This window comes from Phreatobacter aquaticus (genome assembly GCF_005160265.1).
In the GTDB taxonomy this organism is placed as follows: Bacteria; Pseudomonadota; Alphaproteobacteria; order Rhizobiales; family Phreatobacteraceae; genus Phreatobacter; species Phreatobacter aquaticus.
The window spans coordinates 1,279,847-1,299,587 of record NZ_CP039865.1 but is presented as its reverse complement, the minus strand read 5'-3'; the positions used below and the strand labels follow the sequence as shown (position 1 = coordinate 1,299,587).

General features: G+C 66.6%; 16 protein-coding genes. 7 read left to right on the top strand and 9 right to left on the bottom strand.

Going from position 1 to position 19,741, the window contains the following annotated elements; translation table 11 throughout:
- Positions 1 to 362: 362 nt before the first annotated feature.
- Positions 363 to 1,598: a Zn-dependent hydrolase gene (locus tag E8L99_RS06040; protein ID WP_137098696.1), complete on the top strand. Its 1,236-nt coding sequence runs from the start codon at positions 363 to 365 to the stop codon at positions 1,596 to 1,598.
- Positions 1,599 to 1,611: 13 nt separating this feature from the next.
- On the opposite strand, the gene E8L99_RS06035 is transcribed toward E8L99_RS06040, so the two are convergent.
- From E8L99_RS06035 to E8L99_RS06010, 6 genes are all read right to left on the bottom strand, one after another.
- Positions 1,612 to 2,289, bottom strand: a complete 678-nt coding sequence (locus tag E8L99_RS06035; protein ID WP_252511276.1) for an SDR family NAD(P)-dependent oxidoreductase — start codon at positions 2,287 to 2,289, stop codon at positions 1,612 to 1,614.
- A gap of 8 nt (positions 2,290 to 2,297) precedes the next feature.
- A complete protein-coding gene (locus E8L99_RS06030; protein WP_137098694.1) occupies positions 2,298 to 3,287 on the bottom strand; it encodes a Bug family tripartite tricarboxylate transporter substrate binding protein in 990 nt (329 codons plus the stop codon).
- Positions 3,288 to 3,332: 45 nt separating this feature from the next.
- Complete coding sequence (locus E8L99_RS06025) at positions 3,333 to 4,277, bottom strand: dihydrodipicolinate synthase family protein (RefSeq protein WP_137098693.1); 945 nt, start codon at positions 4,275 to 4,277, stop codon at positions 3,333 to 3,335.
- A gap of 27 nt (positions 4,278 to 4,304) precedes the next feature.
- Positions 4,305 to 5,135, bottom strand: a complete 831-nt coding sequence (locus tag E8L99_RS06020) for an IclR family transcriptional regulator (RefSeq protein WP_137098692.1) — start codon at positions 5,133 to 5,135, stop codon at positions 4,305 to 4,307.
- 407 nt (positions 5,136 to 5,542) lie between these two features.
- Positions 5,543 to 6,562 carry a TRAP transporter substrate-binding protein gene (locus tag E8L99_RS06015; protein WP_137098691.1) on the bottom strand — a complete coding sequence of 340 codons (1,020 nt, stop codon included), beginning with the start codon at positions 6,560 to 6,562 and terminating at the stop codon, positions 5,543 to 5,545.
- A gap of 94 nt (positions 6,563 to 6,656) precedes the next feature.
- Positions 6,657 to 8,522 carry a TRAP transporter large permease gene (locus tag E8L99_RS06010; protein WP_137098690.1) on the bottom strand — a complete coding sequence of 622 codons (1,866 nt, stop codon included), beginning with the start codon at positions 8,520 to 8,522 and terminating at the stop codon, positions 6,657 to 6,659.
- Positions 8,523 to 8,862: 340 nt separating this feature from the next.
- Between E8L99_RS06010 and E8L99_RS06005 the strand changes: the two genes are divergently transcribed.
- From E8L99_RS06005 to E8L99_RS05990, 4 genes are read left to right on the top strand one after another with little or no spacing between them, the layout of a single operon-like run.
- The gene (locus E8L99_RS06005; RefSeq protein ID WP_137098689.1) at positions 8,863 to 9,729 is read left to right on the top strand and encodes an IclR family transcriptional regulator; all 867 of its coding nucleotides are present in this window, start codon (positions 8,863 to 8,865) and stop codon (positions 9,727 to 9,729) included.
- 5 nt (positions 9,730 to 9,734) lie between these two features.
- Positions 9,735 to 10,904: an acetyl-CoA acetyltransferase gene (locus E8L99_RS06000; RefSeq protein WP_137098688.1), complete on the top strand. Its 1,170-nt coding sequence runs from the start codon at positions 9,735 to 9,737 to the stop codon at positions 10,902 to 10,904.
- Positions 10,901 to 12,535 (top strand): acyl-CoA synthetase, encoded by a 1,635-nt coding sequence (locus E8L99_RS05995; protein WP_137098687.1) that lies wholly within the window; start codon positions 10,901 to 10,903, stop codon positions 12,533 to 12,535. The genes E8L99_RS06000 and E8L99_RS05995 overlap by 4 nt, the downstream gene beginning before the upstream one ends.
- Positions 12,535 to 13,392 carry a PCC domain-containing protein gene (locus E8L99_RS05990; protein WP_137098686.1) on the top strand — a complete coding sequence of 286 codons (858 nt, stop codon included), beginning with the start codon at positions 12,535 to 12,537 and terminating at the stop codon, positions 13,390 to 13,392. The genes E8L99_RS05995 and E8L99_RS05990 overlap by 1 nt, the downstream gene beginning before the upstream one ends.
- Here E8L99_RS05990 and pdxR read toward each other — a convergent pair.
- On the bottom strand, positions 13,389 to 14,894 hold the full coding sequence (gene pdxR / locus E8L99_RS05985) for a MocR-like pyridoxine biosynthesis transcription factor PdxR (protein ID WP_137098685.1): 1,506 nt from the start codon (positions 14,892 to 14,894) through the stop codon (positions 13,389 to 13,391). The genes E8L99_RS05990 and pdxR overlap by 4 nt on opposite strands.
- A 9-nt stretch (positions 14,895 to 14,903) precedes the next feature.
- On the bottom strand, positions 14,904 to 16,067 hold the full coding sequence (locus E8L99_RS05980) for a tetratricopeptide repeat protein (protein ID WP_137098684.1): 1,164 nt from the start codon (positions 16,065 to 16,067) through the stop codon (positions 14,904 to 14,906).
- A 135-nt stretch (positions 16,068 to 16,202) separates the two neighbouring features.
- Here E8L99_RS05980 and E8L99_RS05975 point away from each other — a divergent pair, with 135 nt between their 5' ends.
- Positions 16,203 to 16,688 (top strand): DUF992 domain-containing protein, encoded by a 486-nt coding sequence (locus tag E8L99_RS05975; RefSeq protein WP_137098683.1) that lies wholly within the window; start codon positions 16,203 to 16,205, stop codon positions 16,686 to 16,688.
- Between the two features lie 236 nt (positions 16,689 to 16,924).
- Positions 16,925 to 18,370: an FAD-dependent oxidoreductase gene (locus E8L99_RS05970; RefSeq protein WP_168201584.1), complete on the top strand. Its 1,446-nt coding sequence runs from the start codon at positions 16,925 to 16,927 to the stop codon at positions 18,368 to 18,370.
- 16 nt (positions 18,371 to 18,386) lie between these two features.
- On the opposite strand, the gene E8L99_RS05965 is transcribed toward E8L99_RS05970, so the two are convergent.
- A complete protein-coding gene (locus tag E8L99_RS05965; protein WP_137098681.1) occupies positions 18,387 to 19,271 on the bottom strand; it encodes an NAD-dependent epimerase/dehydratase family protein in 885 nt (294 codons plus the stop codon).
- Positions 19,272 to 19,741 lie beyond the last annotated feature (470 nt).

The following is a 19,741-nucleotide window of genomic DNA, read 5'->3' as shown; positions in this document are numbered from 1 at the left end:
ACAAGAAACCGGCGCGATGGCGATCTTGCATGCAGAATGTATGCAGGTCCGTGCCTGGCCTTCCGCCTTGATGACGTGTGTCCTGCTCTCTCCTTCAGGCCATTCCAGGCATGAGGCCTTGAGGCAGCTGCAAGGCCGAAGCGGCTCATGATTGGCGCTAGAGGCACCCGTCAGTCCGCGCTTCATCCTCGCTGAGGCCCATGCTCTGGACGCGGCAGAGTTCGCCGCCTCGGCGCATTCTGGTTCGAACGTGACGGGTGCTCCTTGCGCTGCGAGGCCTTCACGACCGGCCGCCCCGCCAGTAAAGCTACCGGCGTTCCGCCACACCTGCTGCGGACAGCGACCTGGAAGAGGCAATTGCGATGACGGCCAGCCCTGTGGCGGTAAACACTCAGCGCGTGATCGCGGACCTCAATGCGCTGCGCGCCATCGGGGCCTACAAAACCGGCGTCCACAAGCCGACATTCTCACCCGAGCACATGCAATCGCTGGACTGGCTGTCGCGGCGGTTCGGCGAGGCCGGCCTATCGGGCGAGCTCGATGGCATCGGCAATCTCGTTGGGCAGAGCCCAAAGTCCGGCCCGAAGCTGCTCGCGGGGTCGCATCTGGAGAGCCAGTCGCATGCCGGCTGGCTCGATGGTCCGCTCGGCGTCGTCTATGCGCTGGAGGCCGCGCGCGTCCTCAACAATGATCCCGCGATATCCGGCGCGGTGGAGGTCGCGGCCTGGTGCGACGAGGAGGGCCATTTCGGCTCGCTGATGGGGTCCAGGTCCTATGTCGGCGCGGTCACGGACGAGGAAATCGACGCCGCGCGCGATCGCAAGAGCGGCCGCAGCATGCGTGACGCGCTGCGCGAGGTCGGCCTCGAAGGCCGGCCCCGGGCCATGGTCGAGCCGGGGCGCCATATCGGCTATCTCGAGGCGCATATCGAACAGGGCGACACACTGGAATCGCAAGGCCTGAAGATCGGAGTCGTGACCTCCATTGTCGGCATCTGGCAATATCGGATCACGTTCACCGGCGTCCAGAACCATGCGGGAACCACGCGCATGGCCGTGCGCAAGGATGCGGGCCTCGCCCTGGCCTATTTCTGCGTAGCCGTCGACGAACGCTTTCCCAAGGTCGCAAGCCCCCGGACGGTGTGGACCACCGGGCGCATCACGCTCGATCCGGGCGCGCCCAGCATCATCCCCGGCAGCGCGGAAATGCTGCTCCAGATTCGCGATGCCGACGTCGAGGTGATCGCGCGCCTCGAGGCGCTTTTGCGAAGCATGGCCGAGGAGGCTTCGACCAATGGTCCGTGCCAGGTCGCGATCGAGCGGATCCGGGTCGGCGCGCCCGCGGCCATGGACGGCCGCATCCAGGATGCCGTGGAGGCCGCGAGCGGCGTCTTTGCGCCGTCGAAGTCCCTGCGCATGCAGAGCGGTGCCGGCCATGACGCCCAGATCCTGGCAACAGTGATGCCGGCAGGCATGCTGTTCGTGCCGTCCATCGGCGGCATCAGCCACCATTGGACCGAGAACACGTCCGACGAGGACATCGCCATTGGCGCTCAGGTGTTCGTCGAGGCGTGCCGGCGCATTCTCGCCGCCGGCTAGGCCGCGCAGGGAATCAGAGCGACGAGCCGCCGCAGATCGCGATGTCCTGTCCGGTTATCGCGGCGGCGTCTTCGGAGAACAGATAGGCGACGAGCCCGGCGATCTCCTCGGGGCGGATGAGCCGGCCGATCGGCGGCATTTCCATCGGGATGGCGGAACGCGCCGGGTCGGCCAGCATGGCGGTGTCGGTGGCCGCCGGTGCCACGACATTGACCGTAATGCCGCGGAGCGCGAGCTCCTTCGCCCAGGACCGGGCGAGGCCTGCCAGCGCCGCCTTGGCGGCGCCGTACTGGCTTTTCGCAGCCACACCGCGCTGACCAGCACGGCTGCCGATCATCACGATGCGACCGCCCGCCGTCATCTGCGGCGCCAGCCGGTCGGCCAAGGCAATCGCTGCCTCGACATGCAGGCGCCACATCAGCTCTCCCGCCGCCATGTCCAGTTCGCCAAGCCTGCCGCCGCGCATGATGCCGGCAGCATGCACCAGGCCATTGACGGGCCCGGCGCCATCGACGGCCGCGAGCCTGGCGGCGCTGTCGGTCAGATCGACGATGACATGGCGATAGGCATCAGCGTCGATCGTGACGGGGCTGAGATCGAAGCCGGTGATCCGCCATCCGGCGACGAGGAGGCGGCGCGCGACCGCCGCCCCGATGCCGGAACTTGCGCCGGTGACGATGGCGTGCCGCATGGCGTTGATCATGCCGGCTGGAAGTTGACGAGCTTGAGGAGTTCGCCCGCCCGGGTGATTTCGCTGGCGATGAAACGCTTGGTGTCGTCGATGCTTTCGATGACCGGTTCCAGCAGCGTCGTGGTCAGGCGGTTGGCGACGACAGGATCGCGCATGGTCTCCTGGATCAGTGCATTGACCTTTTCGGAGATCTCGCGCGGCGTGCCCTTGGGCGCCCAGACGCCATACCACGAGTTGAACTCGTAGCCCGGCAGGCCGGATTCGGCCATGGTCGGCAGGTCGGGCGCAAGCTTCGAGCGGGCCTTGGTCGCGATGCCAAGCGCCCTCACCCGCGTTGGGTCCTGCGCGGCGGGCAGGAGGGCGAAGCTCGGATCGATCAGCAGGTGGACATTGCCGCTCATGATGTCGGTCAGCGCCGGCGCCGTGCCGCGATAGGGCACGAGATCGAAGGGAATGCCGGTGCGCCGGGCAAATTCGATGGTCGCCAGATGGCCGGCCGATCCGAGCGAGGAGATGGCGAAGAGCCAGTCGCGCGGATTGGCCTTGGCGGCGGCGATCATCTCACCAAGCGATTTCTGCGGCCTCTGGGCCGTCATCACGCTGACCAGCGGAGCGATTGCGGTGCGCGCCATGACCTCCAGATCGACTTGCGGATCGAATGTCGCGCCCTTGAGGATGAAGGGCATGACGGCGGTGTTGAAGGCGCTGGCGAGCAGCGTGTAGCCGTCGGGCTCAGCCTGAAGCACGGCGGTGGTGCCGACGAGGCCCGATCCGCCGCTGCGATTCTCAACCACGGCAGTGACGCCGTATTTCTCCTGAAGCCGCTGGGCGAGCAGGCGGCCCAGCGCGTCATTGGCCGCGCCGGGCGGCCAGGGCACGATGACCTTGATCGTGCGGCCCTGCTGCGGCCAGGCGCCCTGGGCGAGCACGGCAGGCGCGCGGACGGTGCCGAGCAGCGCTGCACCGGCCGCGGCCTTGATGAGGGTTCGTCTCTGCATGTTGTCCTCCCTTGGGTTGTTGTTATTAGGCCGGATTTTTCCGGCTCAGGCAGCGCGCAGGCGCGACAGTCCAGCGGAGGCAACCGCCTCGGCGATGACGGCAAGCTCCTGTGCATTGGGGGCAATGGTCGGCGCACGCACGGCGCCGGAGCGGAAGATGCCGGCCGCCGCCATGGCCGCCTTCATGTTGGCATGGGCCTCGCCGGTCGGCTCGCCGCCGCCATAGACCGCCTCCTTCAGCGGATCGATCTTGGCCTGCAGCATCTGCGCCGTCTTGAGGTCGCCGTTGCGCACCGCCTGCAGCAGATCGTTGATCAGGCCGGGGATCAGCGAGGCAAAGCCGACCAGCGCACCGTCGACGCCCTGCACCATCGAGGCCAGCAGATATTCGTCGTGGCAGGTCAGCAGCGCCTTGCCCGGCGCGACCGCGCGGATCGCCTGGAGGTCGCGGGCATATTTGTTCATCTCGCGCGTGCCGATCTTGAACGCCTTGACGAAGGGCAGTTGCGCGAGCTCGGCCAGCAAGTCGGAGGAGAACGAGGCCTTGGTCCAGGCGGGATAGACGTGGACGATCAGCGGCAGGCCGCTGGCCTCGCCGATGGCCGTGAAATATTCGATCACGTGGCTCGGGCGGAAGCCGAAGCGCAGCCAGTGATGGGGCGGCATGATGTCGAGGGCCTTGGCGCCGGCCTCGCGGGCCCAGCCGGCCTGCTCGATGCCGTCGCGGATGCCCTCGCAGACGACAGAGGACACGACCGGGCAGACACCTTCGGTCGCCCTGGCAACGATCCGGGTCACCTCGGCACGCTCGCGCGGGGTCAGTGAGAAGACTTCGCCCGTATGGCCATTGGTCATCATGCCGACGACACCGGGCTGGCGGGCAAGCCATTGGGCAAAGCCGGTCAGTTCCTGCTCGTCGATGGAATGGTCGGCGCGGAACGGCACGGCCATGGCGGGGATCAGGCCGTGGAAATTGGTCATGACGGACATGGAAGGCTCCCTGGTCGGTTCTGCTGGTTATGGTGAAGGATGGGCGAGAGGCAGGGCCGCGCTGCCGGCAGCCTGGACGGCGCGCGACAGGCGGCTGGCCGCCTCGAGAACGGGCTGGCGGGCGGCCTTGTCGAAATCGGCGAGAGGCATGGCGAAGGACGGCGCGGCCACGCTGAGGCCGGCAACCGGCACGCCGTCGGCATCAACAACGGGGGCCGCCAGCACGCGCAAACCGCTGACATTTTCCTGGTCGGACAGGGCGAAGCCGGCGACCTTCACCTCATCAAGGCGCGCGAGCAGGTCGTCCAGCGCGGTGAGCGTGGCCGGCGTGCGGCGCTCGCGCGGGCGGGCTTCCAGCACCGCGATCTGGGTGTCGCGCGGCAGGTGGGCGAGGATCACCTGGCCAACCGCCGTCGAATAGGCCGGCGCGCGGCTGCCGATGCGCACATCGACGCCGAGGCGGGCAAAGCCTGCCTGGACACGCTCGACATAGACAATGTCCGCTCCGTCGGGGACAGCCAGCGAAGCCGCCTCGATGCGCTCGCTGACAAGACCGCGCAGAAGCGGCCGGGCGAGTGTCCTCAGGTCGCTGCGGGCAATCGCATTGAACCCTAGGTCGAGGCATTTCAGCGTCAGGCGAAAGCGGCGCGTTTCCGGGACCTTCTCGAGGTAGCCGAGCCCGACCAGCGTGTTGAGGAGGCGAAAGGTCGTGCCGTTGTCGAGACCGGCTGCGCGCGCGACATCGGCGAGGACAAGCTCGCTCTCATCGGCAGTGAAGGCCTGCAGCACGCGAAATCCCTTGGCGAGGGACTGCACGGTGTTCTTGTCGGATGTCTCGGTGGATGGCGATGCGGCCATGGCTTGACTTTAATAATTCGGAATGCGAATTTTAATTCGCAAGATAATTGTCGCGGTTTCGGGTGCGCCTGTCAATCGGGTCGCGCACGCGCAGACGCGCGCCTCCGCAAGGCGCTGCCTGGATCTGTCGGATGGTTCAGAGGTCCGAGCCAAGGGCAGCGATACTGCGCTCGGATGGTCGCCAAAGGCCGTCAGCCTCATGCCGCTGGTCAGCGGGGCTCGCCTGAGATGGGGATTGGAGGGCCGGACGATCGCCAGCAGAGAGGCCGATCGGCGTCGGCGGCTGCTCCGGGACGCGTGAGGCCTGGCAGATGTCGGCGGCCGGATAACTCGGCGCGCGCCAGGTCAAAGATGATCCCGGCGCATCATCGCAATGCGCCGGGATCGGATCAGGTCAAGCCGATGGCTCAGCCGAGCGTGGAGCCGACAGCCTTTTCGAGGATGGCCCAGGCTTCGTCGCCGTACTTCTTCTTCCATTCGGCATAGAAGCCGGCCTTGCGCAGCGCCTCGCGGAAGGGCGCCGCCTCGGTGTCGTTGAAGACCATGCCCTTGGAGGTCAGATCGGCGCGCAGCCCGGCATTGAGCTTGGCGACGTCATCGCGCTCCAGCACGGCGGCGGCATTGAGGTTGTTGTGGACGATGGTGCGCAGATCGGCCGGCAGGCGGTCCCAGGCGCGGCGGTTGCCGAGGAACCAGAAGCCATCCCACATGTGGTTGGTGACCGAGCAGTACTTCTGCACCTCGAACAGCTTGGCGGTCGAGATGATCGCCAGCGGGTTCTCCTGGCCATCGACCACCTTGGTCTGCAGGGCGGTATAGACCTCGGCGAAGTTGATGCTGGCCGGCGCCGACTGGAAGGCGGTGAACATCGAGGTCCAGAGCGGGCTCACCGGCACGCGGATCTTGAAGCCCTTGAGGTCGTCGGGCGTGTTGATCGGGCCCTTGGACGAGGTCATCTGGCGGAAGCCGTTGTCCCACATCTTGTCCATGACGACGAGATTGGCGCGGCCAATCTGGCCGCGGACATAGGCGCCGAGCTCGCCGTCCATGGCCTTCCAGACGGTGTCGTAATTGGGGAAGGCGAAGCCGATGCCGTTCAGCGAGGCGTTTGGCACCAGCGTCGACAGGATCAGCGGCGAGAGCGTGAAGAATTCCACGCCGCCCGAGCGCACCTGGCTCAGCATGTCGGTGTCGGAGCCGAGCTGGTTGTTCGGGAAGATCTGGATGACGACGCGGCCGTTGGTCTCGGCCTTGATCTTCTCCACCGCTGCGTTGGCGCGCACGTTGACGGGGTGCGAGAGCGGAAGGTTGTTGGCGTATTTGTAGGTGAACTCGGCGGTCTGGGCGCGGGCCCCACCGATATAGAATGAGCCGAATGTGGCGGCGGCGGCGGTGCCCTGCATCAGGCGGCGGCGTGACAGAGTCATGGCGTTACTCCCGGTATGGTCTTTGGATGGAAACCGGGCCGGTATGGATCCGGCCTCGGCATTCAAGGCATTGGGGTGAAGGCGACGGCTGGCGTCACAGCACCCAGGTCGATAATTGCGGCACCACCGCGATGACGGCGAGACCGACGAGAAGGGCGATCAGATAGGGCCAGATGGCGCCCATCGCCTCGTCAGGCGAGACATTGCCGATCTTGCAGGCGATGTAGAAGCCGATCCCGATGGGCGGGGTCATCAGGCCGACATTCATGGCGGTGACGACCACCATGGAATAGTGGACGTCGTTGATGCCGAGATTCTTGGCGATCGGGAACATTAGCGGCGCCATCAGCACGATGGCCGGCAGGCCCTCGAGCACGCAGCCGAGGATGAGGAACACCACGATGGAGAACGCCATGAAGGTGAGCCAGCCGCCCGGCAGGCCCGCCATGAAGGTGGCGAGATCGCGCGCAAAGCCGGTCTGGGTCAGGGCCCAGGCCATGGCGAGCGCCGTGCCGAGGATCATCAGGATGGCGCCCGACATGGCGGCGGTCTCGGCCAGCATGCTGTAGAGCTTGGCCGGCTTGATGCCGCCATACATGACCATGCCGATGATCATCGCGTAGAGCACGGCAATGGTGGAGACCTCGGTTGCGGTTGCGACACCGCCGCCGACCGCGCCGCGGATGATGAACGGCAAGATGAGTGCCGGCGTCGCGACCAGGGCCGTGCGGCCGATGGCGGCAAACGACAGGCGCTGAACCCCCTTCAGGTCCTCGACGGTCGCCTTCCAGCGGGCGAGCAGGGCGAGCGCGATGAGCAGCACCATGGCAATGCCGAAGCCGGCATTGAACAGGCCTGCGATCGACACACCAGCCACCGATCCGAGCACGATCAGGACGATGGAGGGCGGCACCGTGTCGGCCATGGCGGCGCCGGTGGCGAGCAGCGCGATCAGCTCCTTCGGCTTGTAGCCACGCCGCTTCATCTCCGGGAACAGCGCCGGGGCGACTGTGGCCATATCCGACACTTTTGAGCCGGAAATGCCGGAGACGAGAAACAGCGAGCCGAGCAGCACGTAGGACATGCCGGCCCGCACATGGCCAAGCATGGAGGCGAGGAAATCGACGATGGCCTTGCCCATGCCGGTGGCATCTAGAACGCAGCCGAGCAGCACGAAGATCGGCACAGAGAGCAGGATGATGCCCGACATGCCCTCATCCATGCGGCCGATCATCACCAGGGTCGGAACACTGGTGGAAAACAGCAGGAAGCACAGTGTGCCCATGCCGAAGCAGAAGGCGATGGGCACGCCCATGAACAGGCAGGCAGCGACAACAATCACCAGGAAGATCAGGATGTTGCCATAGCCCAGTCCCTTGAACACCGGCATCAGGAGCCAGCCGGCAACGCCGAGCGCGACCAGGATCAGGACGGATATGACGACGTCACGCCGCAATGCGTTGACCACCAGGTGGCGGGCCATCAGCAGGAACATCAGCACCAGGCCAACGGCAATGGCGGAAACACGCCAGCTGTTCGGGATGTTGAGGGCCGGCGAGGTGACGAAGGATTCCTCGATCATGTAGTCGACCGCGGGATAGATCATCGCGCCGGCGAAGGTGCCGGTGATGCAGGAACCAAAGGTCTCGAAGAAGGCCCGCTTGCGCTCGCCCATGCGGGAGACGAACAGGGTGAGCTTCAGGTGCTCGTTGCGGTCGATCGCGAGGGCGGCGCCGAGCATGGCCAGCCAGAGGAACGAGATGGAGGCGACCTCGTCGATCCAGACCACCGGCAGCGAAAAGACATAGCGCGATGTGACGCCGAGCAGCAGCACGCCGATGATGACCACCAGAAGCGCCGACGCGATGATCTCCACCGGCCGCATGTACCAGGATGTCGGCCGCGCGCCGCCCTCTTCGCCCAGGCCTTCCAGGACGATGTCGTCGGTTGCCTGGTTCATGACCGGCCGCTGATCTTGATGAAGGAACTGGCAGCGATACCGGCGGCGCAAGGCCCCGAGGCAGCCGCACCGCCGCAGCGTGCGATGTCCGACATGGTCCGTTTCTCCCGTATGGCGGGTCCACGGGCGGTGGCCTGCCTTCGTCTTGTGCCCGATGAAGACGAAACGGCCCGAAGGACGTCAAGCCCACCGAAGGTTCAGCGCCAGACTTTCGCAGATCAAGCGGTCCACATGATGGACTATGTCTGAGCTTATGAACTTTGGCGTTGACGAATGCAGCCAAATGCAGGACGTGTCAACGCTCGAAGGTGGACTTTTTGGTCCATAATGTGGATCAGCTATGCTGCAGCGCAACGAAGGCGAGGCGGAGACGACGGGCGCCCAGAGCATCGGGCGGGCCGCTCAGCTTCTGCGGCTGGTGGCTGGCCACGGCACAATGGGCGCCGGGCTGTCCCAGCTGGTCGCGGCATCCGGTCTCTCAAAGCCGACCTGCCGGCGCATTCTGGTGGCGCTGATCGGGGCGGGACTTGCCGAGCAGGATCCGGAGAGCCGGCGCTATTTCCTTGGCCCCGAGACCTTCGTGCTGGGGACGCTGGCGGCGGATCGTTTCGGCATTCACCGGCTGGCGGCCGAGGGCGTCGCGCGCCTCGCCGTCGAGACCGGTGATGCGGCCTTCCTGCAGGTCAGGCGCGATGGGTTCGTGGTCTGCCTGCAGCGCGAGGACGGACCCTTCCCGATCCGCTCCCACGTGCTATCGGCGGGTGACCGCCATCCGCTCGGCGTCGGCGCCGGCGGGATTGCACTGCTTGCAGCCCGCACCGAGGCGGAGGTCGTGGATATCCTGGACGCCAATGCCGCGATCCTGGCCGAACGCTACCCGATGCTGTCGCGCGCGCTGATCCTCGATCTGGTCGCGGAGGCTCGCGCCAAGGGCTACAGCTTCAACCGCGGCCTTCTGTTCCCGGGTTCCTGGGGGATCGGAATGGTGGTGCGCGATGGTCGCGGACAGCCGGACGGCTGCCTGTCGCTGGCTGCTGTCGAGAGCCGCATGCAGCCTGACCGCGAACCAGTCCTGGTGGGCCTGCTCGGCGCCGAGGTGCGCCGCCTGGAAGCCAGGCTCGGCACATTCGCGCTCGAACACGACACGAAAACAACGACAGCTCCGGTCGCGGCTTCCACCGCCCGCCGGGCGAACGAGAGGAGATGACCACCATGGCCAATCGCGCCGCAATCGTGGGCTGGGCCCACATCCCCTTCGGCAAGCTGGACGATCCCGATGTCGAGAGCCTGATCGGCCGCGTTGCCACCGATGCCCTCGCCCATGCCGGCGTCGGCCCGGCCGATGTCGATGCGATCACCGTCGGCGTCTACAACAATGGCTTCTCCAAGCAGGCCTTCGAAGGCTCTCTGGTGGCGCTCAATATGCCGGAACTGGCCTATGTGCCGGCCACCCATCTGGAGAATGCCTGCGCCACCGGCTCCGCCGCGCTCTATTCGGCCCTCGACTTCATCGAGAGCGGCCGCGGCCGTATCGCGCTGGTGATCGGCGCCGAGAAGATGACCGCGACGCCGGGCGCGGAGCTCGGCGATATCCTGCTCACCGCCTGCTACCGCAAGGAAGAAGCCGGCGACCAGGGCTTTGCCGGCATTTTCGGCCGCATTGCGCAGAACTATTTCCAGCGCCACGGCGACCGCTCGGAAGAGCTCGCCATGATCGCCGCCAAGAACCATGTCCATGGTCTGGCCAATCCGCTGGCCCATATGCGCAAGGATTTTGGCTTCGACTTCTGCAACACGGTGTCGGAGAAGAACCCGCTGGTTGCCGGCCCCTTGCGCCGCACCGATTGCTCGCTGGTCTCGGATGGCGCGGCGGCTCTCGTGGTCGCCGATGCCGAGACGGCCGCAACACTGCAGCGCGCCATTTCGTTCCGCGCCCGCCGGCACATGAATGACATGCTTCCCCTGTCGCGCCGCGACCCCATCGCCTTCGAGGGCGCGCGCCGCACCTGGACCCGCGCCAAGGAAGATGCCGGCATCACGATTGACGATCTCGACCTCGTCGAGACCCATGACTGCTTCACCGTCGCCGAGATGATCGAATATGAGGCGATGGGGCTTGCCGAACCCGGCCAGGGCTGGCGCGTTGCGCGCGAAGGTCAGTCGTCGCGTGGCGGCCGGCTGCCGGTGAACCTGTCGGGTGGCCTCAAGTCGCGCGGCCATCCGCTGGGCGCCACCGGCGTATCGCAGCATGTCATGGCCGCGATGCAGCTGATGGGCGAAGCCGGCGACATGCAGCTGCCGGGCGCGTCGCTTGCCGGCGTGTTCAACATGGGCGGCGCGGCTGTCGCCAATTACGTGTCGATCCTGGAGCGGTCCAAGTGAGCACTACGGCCAGCAACCCAACGGGCGGCGTGGCGCGCGTCTCGCGCCGCGTGATGAACCTCGCCCATATCCTCACCCAGAACGCCCGCCGCCACGGCAGCCGTCCCGGCTTCATCTGGGCCGACCGGACCTGGACCTGGAAGGAGATCGAGGCCGAGGTGTCGGCGCTCGCTGCCGGCATGGCGGCACGCGGCATCGGCAAGGGCGACCGTGTGCTCGTCCATTCCAAGAACTGCGACGAGATGTTCTGGTCGATGTTCGCCACGTTCAAGATCGGCGCCGTCTGGGTGCCGACCAATTTCCGGCTGATGGCCGATGAGGTGGCGGAACTCGCGATCTCGTCGGGCGCCAAGGCCTTCCTCTGCCATGCCGATTTCCCCGAGCATGCGGAGACGGTTCAGGCGCGCTGCCCGGCCATCGAGTTCACCTGGCGGATCGGGGACGCGCCCTTCGGCGAGACCTCGCTCACCGACGTCATCAAGGCCAATGCCGGCAAGGCCTTTGCCGATGTGGCGGTCGATCACGACGACCCTTGCTGGTTCTTCTTCACCTCCGGCACGACCGGGCGCTCGAAGGCCTCCGTGCTGACCCATGGCCAGATGGCCTTCGTCGTCACCAACCATCTCTGCGACCTGATGCCGGGCACGACCGAGAGCGATGCCTCGCTGGTTGTCGCCCCACTCTCCCATGGCGCCGGCGTCCACCAGCTCTGCCAGGCGGCGCGCGCCGTGCCGACCATCCTGCTGCCGACCGAGCGCTTCGATATCGACGAGGCGTTCCGGCTGATCGCAAAGCACCGCGTGACCAACATGTTCACCGTGCCGACGATCCTGAAGATGCTGGTCGAGCATCCGGCCGTCGACAAGCACGACCACTCGTCGCTGCGCTACATCATCTATGCCGGCGCGCCGATGTACCGCGAGGACCAGAAGGCGGCGCTCGCCAAGCTCGGCAAGGTGCTGGTGCAATATTTCGGCCTGGGCGAGGTCACCGGCAACATCACCGTGCTGCCGCCGGCGCTCCACGATCCGGAAGACGGGCCGCATGCCCGCATCGGCACCTGCGGCTTCGAGCGGACCGGCATGCAGGTGTCGATCCAGGACGACAATGGCCGCGAGTTGCAGCCCTTCGAGACCGGCGAGATCTGCGCCATCGGCCCCGCCGTCTTTGCCGGCTATTACGAGAACCCGGAGGCCAATGCGAAGGCCTTCCGCGACGGCTGGTTCCGCACCGGCGATCTCGGCCACATGGACGAGGAGGGCTTCGTCTACATCACCGGCCGGGCCTCCGACATGTACATTTCCGGCGGCTCCAACATCTATCCGCGCGAGGTCGAGGAGAAGGTGCTGACCCATCCGGCGATCGGCGAGGTCGCCATCGTCGGCGTTCCCGATCCCGTCTGGGGCGAGGTCGGCATCGCGGTCTGTGTGGCGCGTGAGGGCATGCAGGTCTCGGAGGGCGAGATCGCCGAATATCTCGCCGCCAAGGTGCCGCGCTACAAGATGCCGAAGCGCTTCTTCTTCTGGGAGGCGCTGCCGAAATCCGGCTATGGCAAGGTGCCGAAGCGCATGGTGAAGGACGAGTTGGAGGCCCGCGGCCTGCTCGACCAGATCGCCAAGAGGGCCGGCTGATGCGTGCTATCAAGCAACCCGGCCCGGTCGATGCCATCCGCGTCCATTGGGTGGAAGCGAAGGGCCGCGAGTTCAGCTTCTTCGTCGAAGCGGGCGAGAACCTGCTGGAAGCGGTCCGGCGCGGCTTTGCCGCGGCGGGCTTTGCCAGCGGTGTCGCAAGCCTCACCGGCGGACGGCTCGGGCCCTTCTCCTATGTCATGCCGGCGCTGTCGACGGATGGCGCCAATGCCGCCTTCTACAGCGCCGTGTTCCGCCCGCCGGGCGTGACCAAGCTTAAGAACGCCGCGATGACGTTCGGCACGCGCGATGGCGGGCCGTTCTTCCACTGCCACGCGCTGTGGACCGAGGCTGACGGCAAGGTCACCGGCGGCCACATCATGCCGGATGAGACCATGGTCGCCGAGCGCTTCGAGGTGACAGCGCTCGGCATCGATGGCGCGGCCTTTACCGGCGTTGTCGACCAAGAGACCAATTTCAAGCTGTTTTCGCCGCTGCCGTCCACAGTGGCGGGCGTACCCGCGCCGAAGCGGGTCTTGGCCATGCGGCTCGGGCCGAACCAGGACTTCGCCCACACGCTGGAGGCCTTCTGCCGCGAGCAGGGGATCGGGCGGGCACGCATCCACGGCGGGGTCGGCAGCACGATCGGCGCGCGGTTCGAGGACGGGACGGCGATCGACAATTTCGCGACCGAGATCGCCATCCGCTGGGGCCGCATCCTGCCCGACGCCAAGGGCGAGCTGAAGGCCGAACTGGACGTGGTGCTGGTCGATTATACCGGCGGCCTCGCCGAGGGCCGGCTGGTGCGCGGCGACAATCCGGTTCTGATGACCATGGAACTGGTCGTCGAGGCGCTCTAGGCCAGGCCTCTGATGGCAGCCGATCGCGTTGCGCGAGCCAGATCGGCAGCAGCGCTGCGCAGCCGGTGCAGATCGAAGCCGGAATAGCCGAGGACCAGGCCCTGACGCGCGGGCTGGTCGATATAGAGCGGGCTCACCGGCCGGACGGTGACGCCGTGCCGTGCCGCGGCCTCGGCCACTGCCAGGTCGGAGATCGGCTCCTTGAAGTGGACGACCAGCTGGATGCCGCATTCCGGCACCTCGATATCGACGAGGTCGCCCATGTGGCGGCCGATGGCATCGACCACGACGTCGCGCGCCTCGCGATAGTGCTGGCGCATGCGCCGGATATGGCTGGTGAGCAGACCCTGGTGCATGAAGGTGGCCGCCATGGCCTGCTGCAGTGCTGGCGGATGCCGGTCGGTCAGAAAACGGGCGCCGCGGAAGGCATCCACCAGCGGCTTGGGCACCACCGCGAAGCCGAGCCGGATGCCGGGAAACAGCACCTTGCTAAGCGTGCCGACATAGATGACGGACCCCGAGCGATCGAGCCCCTGCAGGGAGGCGAGCGGACGGCCGACATAGCGGAACTCGCTGTCGTAATCGTCCTCGATGATCCAGCCGCCGGTCTCGGCCGCCCAAGCCAGGAGATCGAGCCGGCGCGCCATGCTCATGATCGCACCGGTCGGATATTGGTGGGAGGGCGTGATATAGGCGGCCCGTGCCGTCGGGGCCGCCGCTATGCCGCTGCCGACCCGCAGGCCATGCTCGTCGACCGGCACAGGCACCAGCCGCGCGCCGGCGGCTGTCAGCGCCGAGCGGGTGGCGAGATAGCCGGGGTCCTCGACCCAGACCGCATCGCCCGGATCGATCAGCGCCCGGATCGACAGATCGATCGCCTGCTGGGCGCCCGACACGATGATGATCTGATCGGGATCGCAGACCACGGCCCGCGACGCTCTCAGATATTCGGCCACCTCCTGGCGCAGCGCCGGCTCGCCCAGCGGATCGGCATAGGAGAGATTGAGCGGATCGAGGCCGCGCATCGCGCGCGCGCCGATCCGCCGCCAGGCCTCGACCGTTGCCGCATCGATGGAACAGCAGCCGGTGGCAAAGGCAGCGTCGGCAACGGGTCCGATGGTCGCGCCAAAGGCGCCATAGCGTGCGCCGGCCGCGGAGAGCGCGCGGCGTGGCACCTCGTCGAGACGACCGGCCATGGGCTCGACCGGCGTGATCGCCGGGGGCACATCGTCGGACACATAGGTGCCGGAACGAGGATGGCCCACGGCATAGCCCTCGGCCAGCAATTGCTCATAGGCTGAGAGGACCGAGGTGCGCGACACGCCGAGATGCTCGGCGAGGCCGCGGGTTGATGGCAGGCGGGTTCCAGGCGCCAGGGCATGCGCGACAATGGCGCCACGCAACAGCAGATAGACCTGTTGGAACAGGGGCTGATCACTGGCGCGATCAAGCGTCAGGTCGAGCAGGCCGGCCCATTTCGATCGGCTGTCGGACGGCGCCACGCCAGGCCCTCAGTGAGCCGGGCCAGACGGTGTGACGGCCTCGTCGCCTAGGTCGAGCAAGGTGCTCGCGCGATTGTCGCGGGCGACGGCAAAATCAGGGTCCAGCGCCAGTGCGCGGTCATAGGCCGCGATCGCCTCGCGCGGGCGCTGCAGGTTGCGCAGCGCGTTGCCCCGGCCATTCCAGGCGTCCCTGAGCGACGGATCGAGCGCCAGCGCGCGGTCCTGGGACACGAGCGCCTCGGCGGCCTGCCCGGTATCGCACTGGATATTGCCGAGGCTGGTCCAGCCACCCGGCTCGTTGGGGTCGAGTTCGACGGCTTTCAGGCCCGGTACGAGCGCTTCGCGAGCACGGCCAAGGTCGAAGAGCGCGCAGCTCTTGCCGGCCAGCAGGGCGGCGGAATGCGGACCGAGCGCCAGCGCCTGATCGAACGAGCGCAGTGCCTCGGCGGCGGCGCCTGCGGCGAGCTGCGCAAAGCCCGCGCCCTGCCAGGCATCGGCGGCGTTGCGATCGATGGACAGGGCCCGCTTGTAGGCCTGAAGGCTGAGATCGGCCTGATCCGGTTCGCCGGGCGCCGGTTTTCGGCCGGCCCGCAGCTGCTGGGCAAGCCGCAGCCGGGCATTGCCGACCGCGATCCAGGCCAGGGCGCTCCCGGGGTTGCTGGCGGCCGCGCGACGGTACAACTCAAGGGCCTGAGCGAATTTCTCCTGCTCGAACAGGATATTGCCACGGTTGATCGCGGCGTGGAGATGGTCTGGCTGCAGGCGCAGGACGCGTTCATAGGCGGCGAGCGCCTCGACGGTCTGCCCCTTCTGGCGATAGGCGGCCGCGATACCGAAATGGGCGCGAATACGATCAATGTCGCGCTCGAGCACTATCTTCCAGAGGCGCAGTGCCTCGTCCGGTTCGTCTGCGTCGGAAGCGGCCTTGGCAGCGACCAGAAGCGCCTCGTCATTGGACGGGTCCTCGGCGACGAGGTCTCGCGCAATGTCCAGAGCCTCCCGGTTCTTGCCCTGGTCAGCCAGCACAACGGCCAGATTGGTCCGGATCGACGCACGGCCCGGCGCAAGCTCAAGTGCCGCGCGGAACTGGCGCTCGGCTTCGGCGAATTGCCGCCGGTCGAGCTGGTCAAGACCAGCGAGGAAGAGCTCCTTCGCGCGTTCCGCCTCACTCATGTCGCCCTGTTACCCTTCGCTGGGCCGGCGCTTTCGGCCGGCAGGCCTCTGGGAATAGGGCAGCAGACCACCGGCCGCAACCATTGGCGATCCGGCGCGTTGATGCTCCGACATCATCATCGACCGGAGAATCCCATGTCCCACCGCCTCACCGCCCTTGCCCTCGGTGCCCTGATCGGCACGGCCGCCTTCACAGCAACGCCGGCCGCCGCCCAGAATCGGGTGAAGGTTGGCGTGCTGTCCTGCAACGTGTCGCCGGGTATCGGTCTTCTGGTGATTTCGCAACGTGAGGTCGGCTGCGTGTTCCGCGCCAATGGCCGCCGCGGCCGCGAGGCCTATGCCGGCCGCATCACCCGTGTCGGTCTCGATATTGGCATCACCGGCCGGGGCATCCTCGCTTGGGAGGTGTTCGCTGATACCCGCCGTCTGTCGCGGTCCCAGCTCGCCGGCAGCTATGCGGGCGCCAGCGCCGCCGCATCGCTCGGCGTCGGCCTTGGCGCCAATGCCCTGGTTGGCGGGTCGCGCAACACGATCGCGCTCCAGCCGCTCTCGGTGGAAGCCCAGATCGGTGTGAATCTGGCGCTCGGCGTTGCCAACCTGCGCCTCACCCGGACGCGCTGAGCCAATCGCGCGTCCCCTTCGGGCCTATTCAGGCGCGCCGCTCTCCTCCCAGGGGGCGGCGCGCTTTTTTGCGCGTGGAGGCGCCTTCGCGGATCCCGGCACGTAACCCATCCCGGCCGGCCTTGCGCGCGCTTCCCGACGGCGTCTACGGTGAATGAGGCATAGCTGACGCCGCGCTGCATTGCCGACGCGCTTCGGCTTTTTGTTTGCAGGCCGGCATCCACCGGAGCATCGACGTGAGGATTGCAGTCATCGGCGCCGGCCCAGCTGGGCTGACCGCCGCCTATCAGCTCGCCAAAGCGGGCCAGACGGTCGTGGTTTTCGAAGCAGGCAAGTCCGTCGGTGGCATGGCGCGCAGCTTCGATCTCTGGGGACAGAGGGTCGATCTCGGACCGCACCGGTTCTTCAGCAAGGACCCGCGGGTGAACAGCCTCTGGCTGGAGGTGATCGGACGCGACTACCGCATGGTCGAGCGGCAGACGCGCATTCTCTACGGTGACCGTCTCTACGAGTATCCGCTGCGCGCGGGCAACGTGCTGGCGAATATGGGCCCGGTCGAAGCTGCGGCCTGCCTGCTGAGCTATGGCGCGGCCAGGATCGCGCCGCCTCGGGCGACCGGACCGGACGCCACATTCGAAGACTGGGTCGTGTCGCGCTTCGGGCGGCGACTGTTCGAGATGTTCTTCAAATCCTACAGCGAGAAGCTGTGGGGCTTGTCGTGCAAGGAGCTCAATGCCGACTTCGCCGCGCAAAGGATCAAATCCTTCTCGCTCGCGCAGGCGCTTCTCTCAGCGATCGGCCTGTCCCGCCAGAAGCACCGGACGCTTGCCGACGTCTTTGCCTATCCGCTCAATGGCAATGGCGAGGTCTATGAGCGGATGGCCCGCGCGGTGACCGAGCTCGGGGGAGACGTCAGACTGAACACTCCGGTCAAGCGCGTGATCGTCAAGGACAAGGCGGCATGCGGGGTTGAGCTTTCCGATGGCTCGTCGCTCGCCTTCGACCACGTCATCTCCACCATGCCATTGACGACCATGGTGAAGGGCCTGTCCGACATTCCAGAGGCGGTGACGGCTGCCACCAACGCACTCACCTATCGAAACACGATCATCGTCTATCTGCGTGTGAGCCGACCGGACTCGTTCAGCGACCAATGGCTTTACGTGCACTCGCCGCGGCTCCTGACAGGCCGGATCACGCATTTCGGAAACTGGGTTCCCGAAATCCGGCGGCGGCAGCCCGGCGCCATTCTCGCCCTGGAGTATTGGTGCAACAACGAGGATGCGATCTGGAGCGAGGACGAGGCGACACTGGTCGCCCGCGCCCGCCGCGAGATGGCGGAAACCGGCCTGGTGACCGATCAGGAGATCCTCGAAGGCAGCGTCGTCCGGATCCCGCGCTGCTATCCGGTCTATTCACGCGACTACAAGAGCCATCTTGCGCCGGTCGTCGCCTTCTTGCGCGAACACCGCAATCTCTGGGCGATCGGGCGCTACGGTTCCTTCAAGTACAACAACCAGGACCACAGCATCCTCATGGGCCTGCTCACCGCCGAAGCGATCCTGGGCCATGCGGAGCATGACCTGTGGAACGTGAACGCCGATGACGAGTACCAGGAAAGTTCCGTGATCACGGCCGAGGGGCTGCAGGTCGAAACGCGGCCGGAGAATGCTGCGACATAGGCCGCGGCGCCCTGTATCAGACCGCAGCCGTCTCGAAATCACGCACCAGCCGCGTGAAGCCGTCCTTGAGGGAGGTTCGATAGGACCAGCCCAGCAGCGCCTGGCACCGGGCGGGATCGCCGACAAACTTGCCGACGTCGTGGCTGCGGGCTCCCTCGGATCGCGTGGTGACGATGCGGGTCGAGACCGATTGCGCCAGCGCCGCCAGGTCCGCAACGGTCGTTCCGACGCCGCTGGCAAAGTGCACGGTTGGCAGGACCTCCTGGCGTGACGTCGCGATCATCAGCCGCTCCAACCCGTCCGCGACATCGTCCACATGGGTGGCGTCAATGGTTGTCTCGGCTCCGTCGATGCGCAGTTCGCCACCAAGGGCGGCAGCGCGGGCAAAGGCCGGGATCAGCCGGTCGGCATGGTCTTCGGCGCTCCCGTAGACCGTCGCGAAGCGGCCGATATTGGCGCACAAGCCGGCCGCGCGGGCCTCGGTGACCAGCCGCTCGCCCTCCGCCTTGCTGCGGGCATAGACATTCACCGGCGCCGGCGGAGCGGTCTCGGGAACCGGCAGCGATGTGACCCGGCCGTAGACTTCGCGACTGGATGCGAAGACCAGCCAGGGCGGCGTTCGCAGGTCCAACATCTCGCGAATGAGGCCGTCGAGGGCCTCGACATTGACGGCCCAGCAATGGGCGGGGTCATTCTCGCCGTCGACGACCCGTGACACCGCTGCGAGATGAACGACACCGTCGACGGCGGCGAGCGCAGCCCGGAGCTGCTCACGGTTTCTAATGTCCTCGGGCACGGCTCCACGGAGGTCGAAACCCGGCGCGTCCACTCCATTCCGCATGATCCGGGCTCGAAAGCACTTGCCGATCAGGCCTTCCGAGCCGGAAACAAGAACACGCATGAATGATCCACCCAGGGAACGGCCGACTGGCCGAGAGACGTGGGCAAGGTAACGCCGATTTCCCGAGTCGCTACCCTTTTGCGTCCTTCAATCTTCGGACGTCGACACATGATTGGGGCAAGCGACGGCGTGCAGAGCGCAGGCATGACGGGGGACCTGTCCAGATCCTGCCGCGACCCACAATTCCCCAGTTCTGCGATTGCCGTGGAACGAACCGCCCCGTCTCGCGTTACCCGACCGGGAATTGGAAGCAGAAGCCCGTCTTCACCTTACAATCTCGCCGCAGAACCCCATATGAGACACACCTGAGAGCGCCGTTCCTCCGAACGAACTGGGTTGCGGCCGCCTTTGCTCGCCGCCACTGGCCTGCGAACCGCCACCCATACTCTGCTCTTGGACCTGCTCAGATCGGTCGCTTGCGACACCCGACGCTGCCGGCGCGCCCGCCGGTTCAGGACAAGGGAGGTCGG

What these genes read in the sequence shown, in the direction of transcription:
- E8L99_RS06040 (WP_137098696.1), top strand. Translation starts at nt 363, where the DNA reads ATGACGGCCAGCCCTGTGGCGGTAAACACTCAGCGCGTGATCGCGGAC.
- E8L99_RS06035 (WP_252511276.1), bottom strand. Translation starts at nt 2,289, where the DNA reads ATGCGGCACGCCATCGTCACCGGCGCAAGTTCCGGCATCGGGGCGGCG.
- E8L99_RS06030 (WP_137098694.1), bottom strand. Translation starts at nt 3,287, where the DNA reads ATGCAGAGACGAACCCTCATCAAGGCCGCGGCCGGTGCAGCGCTGCTC.
- E8L99_RS06025 (WP_137098693.1), bottom strand. Translation starts at nt 4,277, where the DNA reads ATGTCCGTCATGACCAATTTCCACGGCCTGATCCCCGCCATGGCCGTG.
- E8L99_RS06020 (WP_137098692.1), bottom strand. Translation starts at nt 5,135, where the DNA reads ATGGCCGCATCGCCATCCACCGAGACATCCGACAAGAACACCGTGCAG.
- E8L99_RS06015 (WP_137098691.1), bottom strand. Translation starts at nt 6,562, where the DNA reads ATGACTCTGTCACGCCGCCGCCTGATGCAGGGCACCGCCGCCGCCGCC.
- E8L99_RS06010 (WP_137098690.1), bottom strand. Translation starts at nt 8,522, where the DNA reads ATGAACCAGGCAACCGACGACATCGTCCTGGAAGGCCTGGGCGAAGAG.
- E8L99_RS06005 (WP_137098689.1), top strand. Translation starts at nt 8,863, where the DNA reads ATGCTGCAGCGCAACGAAGGCGAGGCGGAGACGACGGGCGCCCAGAGC.
- E8L99_RS06000 (WP_137098688.1), top strand. Translation starts at nt 9,735, where the DNA reads ATGGCCAATCGCGCCGCAATCGTGGGCTGGGCCCACATCCCCTTCGGC.
- E8L99_RS05990 (WP_137098686.1), top strand. Translation starts at nt 12,535, where the DNA reads ATGCGTGCTATCAAGCAACCCGGCCCGGTCGATGCCATCCGCGTCCAT.
- E8L99_RS05980 (WP_137098684.1), bottom strand. Translation starts at nt 16,067, where the DNA reads ATGAGTGAGGCGGAACGCGCGAAGGAGCTCTTCCTCGCTGGTCTTGAC.
- E8L99_RS05975 (WP_137098683.1), top strand. Translation starts at nt 16,203, where the DNA reads ATGTCCCACCGCCTCACCGCCCTTGCCCTCGGTGCCCTGATCGGCACG.
- E8L99_RS05965 (WP_137098681.1), bottom strand. Translation starts at nt 19,271, where the DNA reads ATGCGTGTTCTTGTTTCCGGCTCGGAAGGCCTGATCGGCAAGTGCTTT.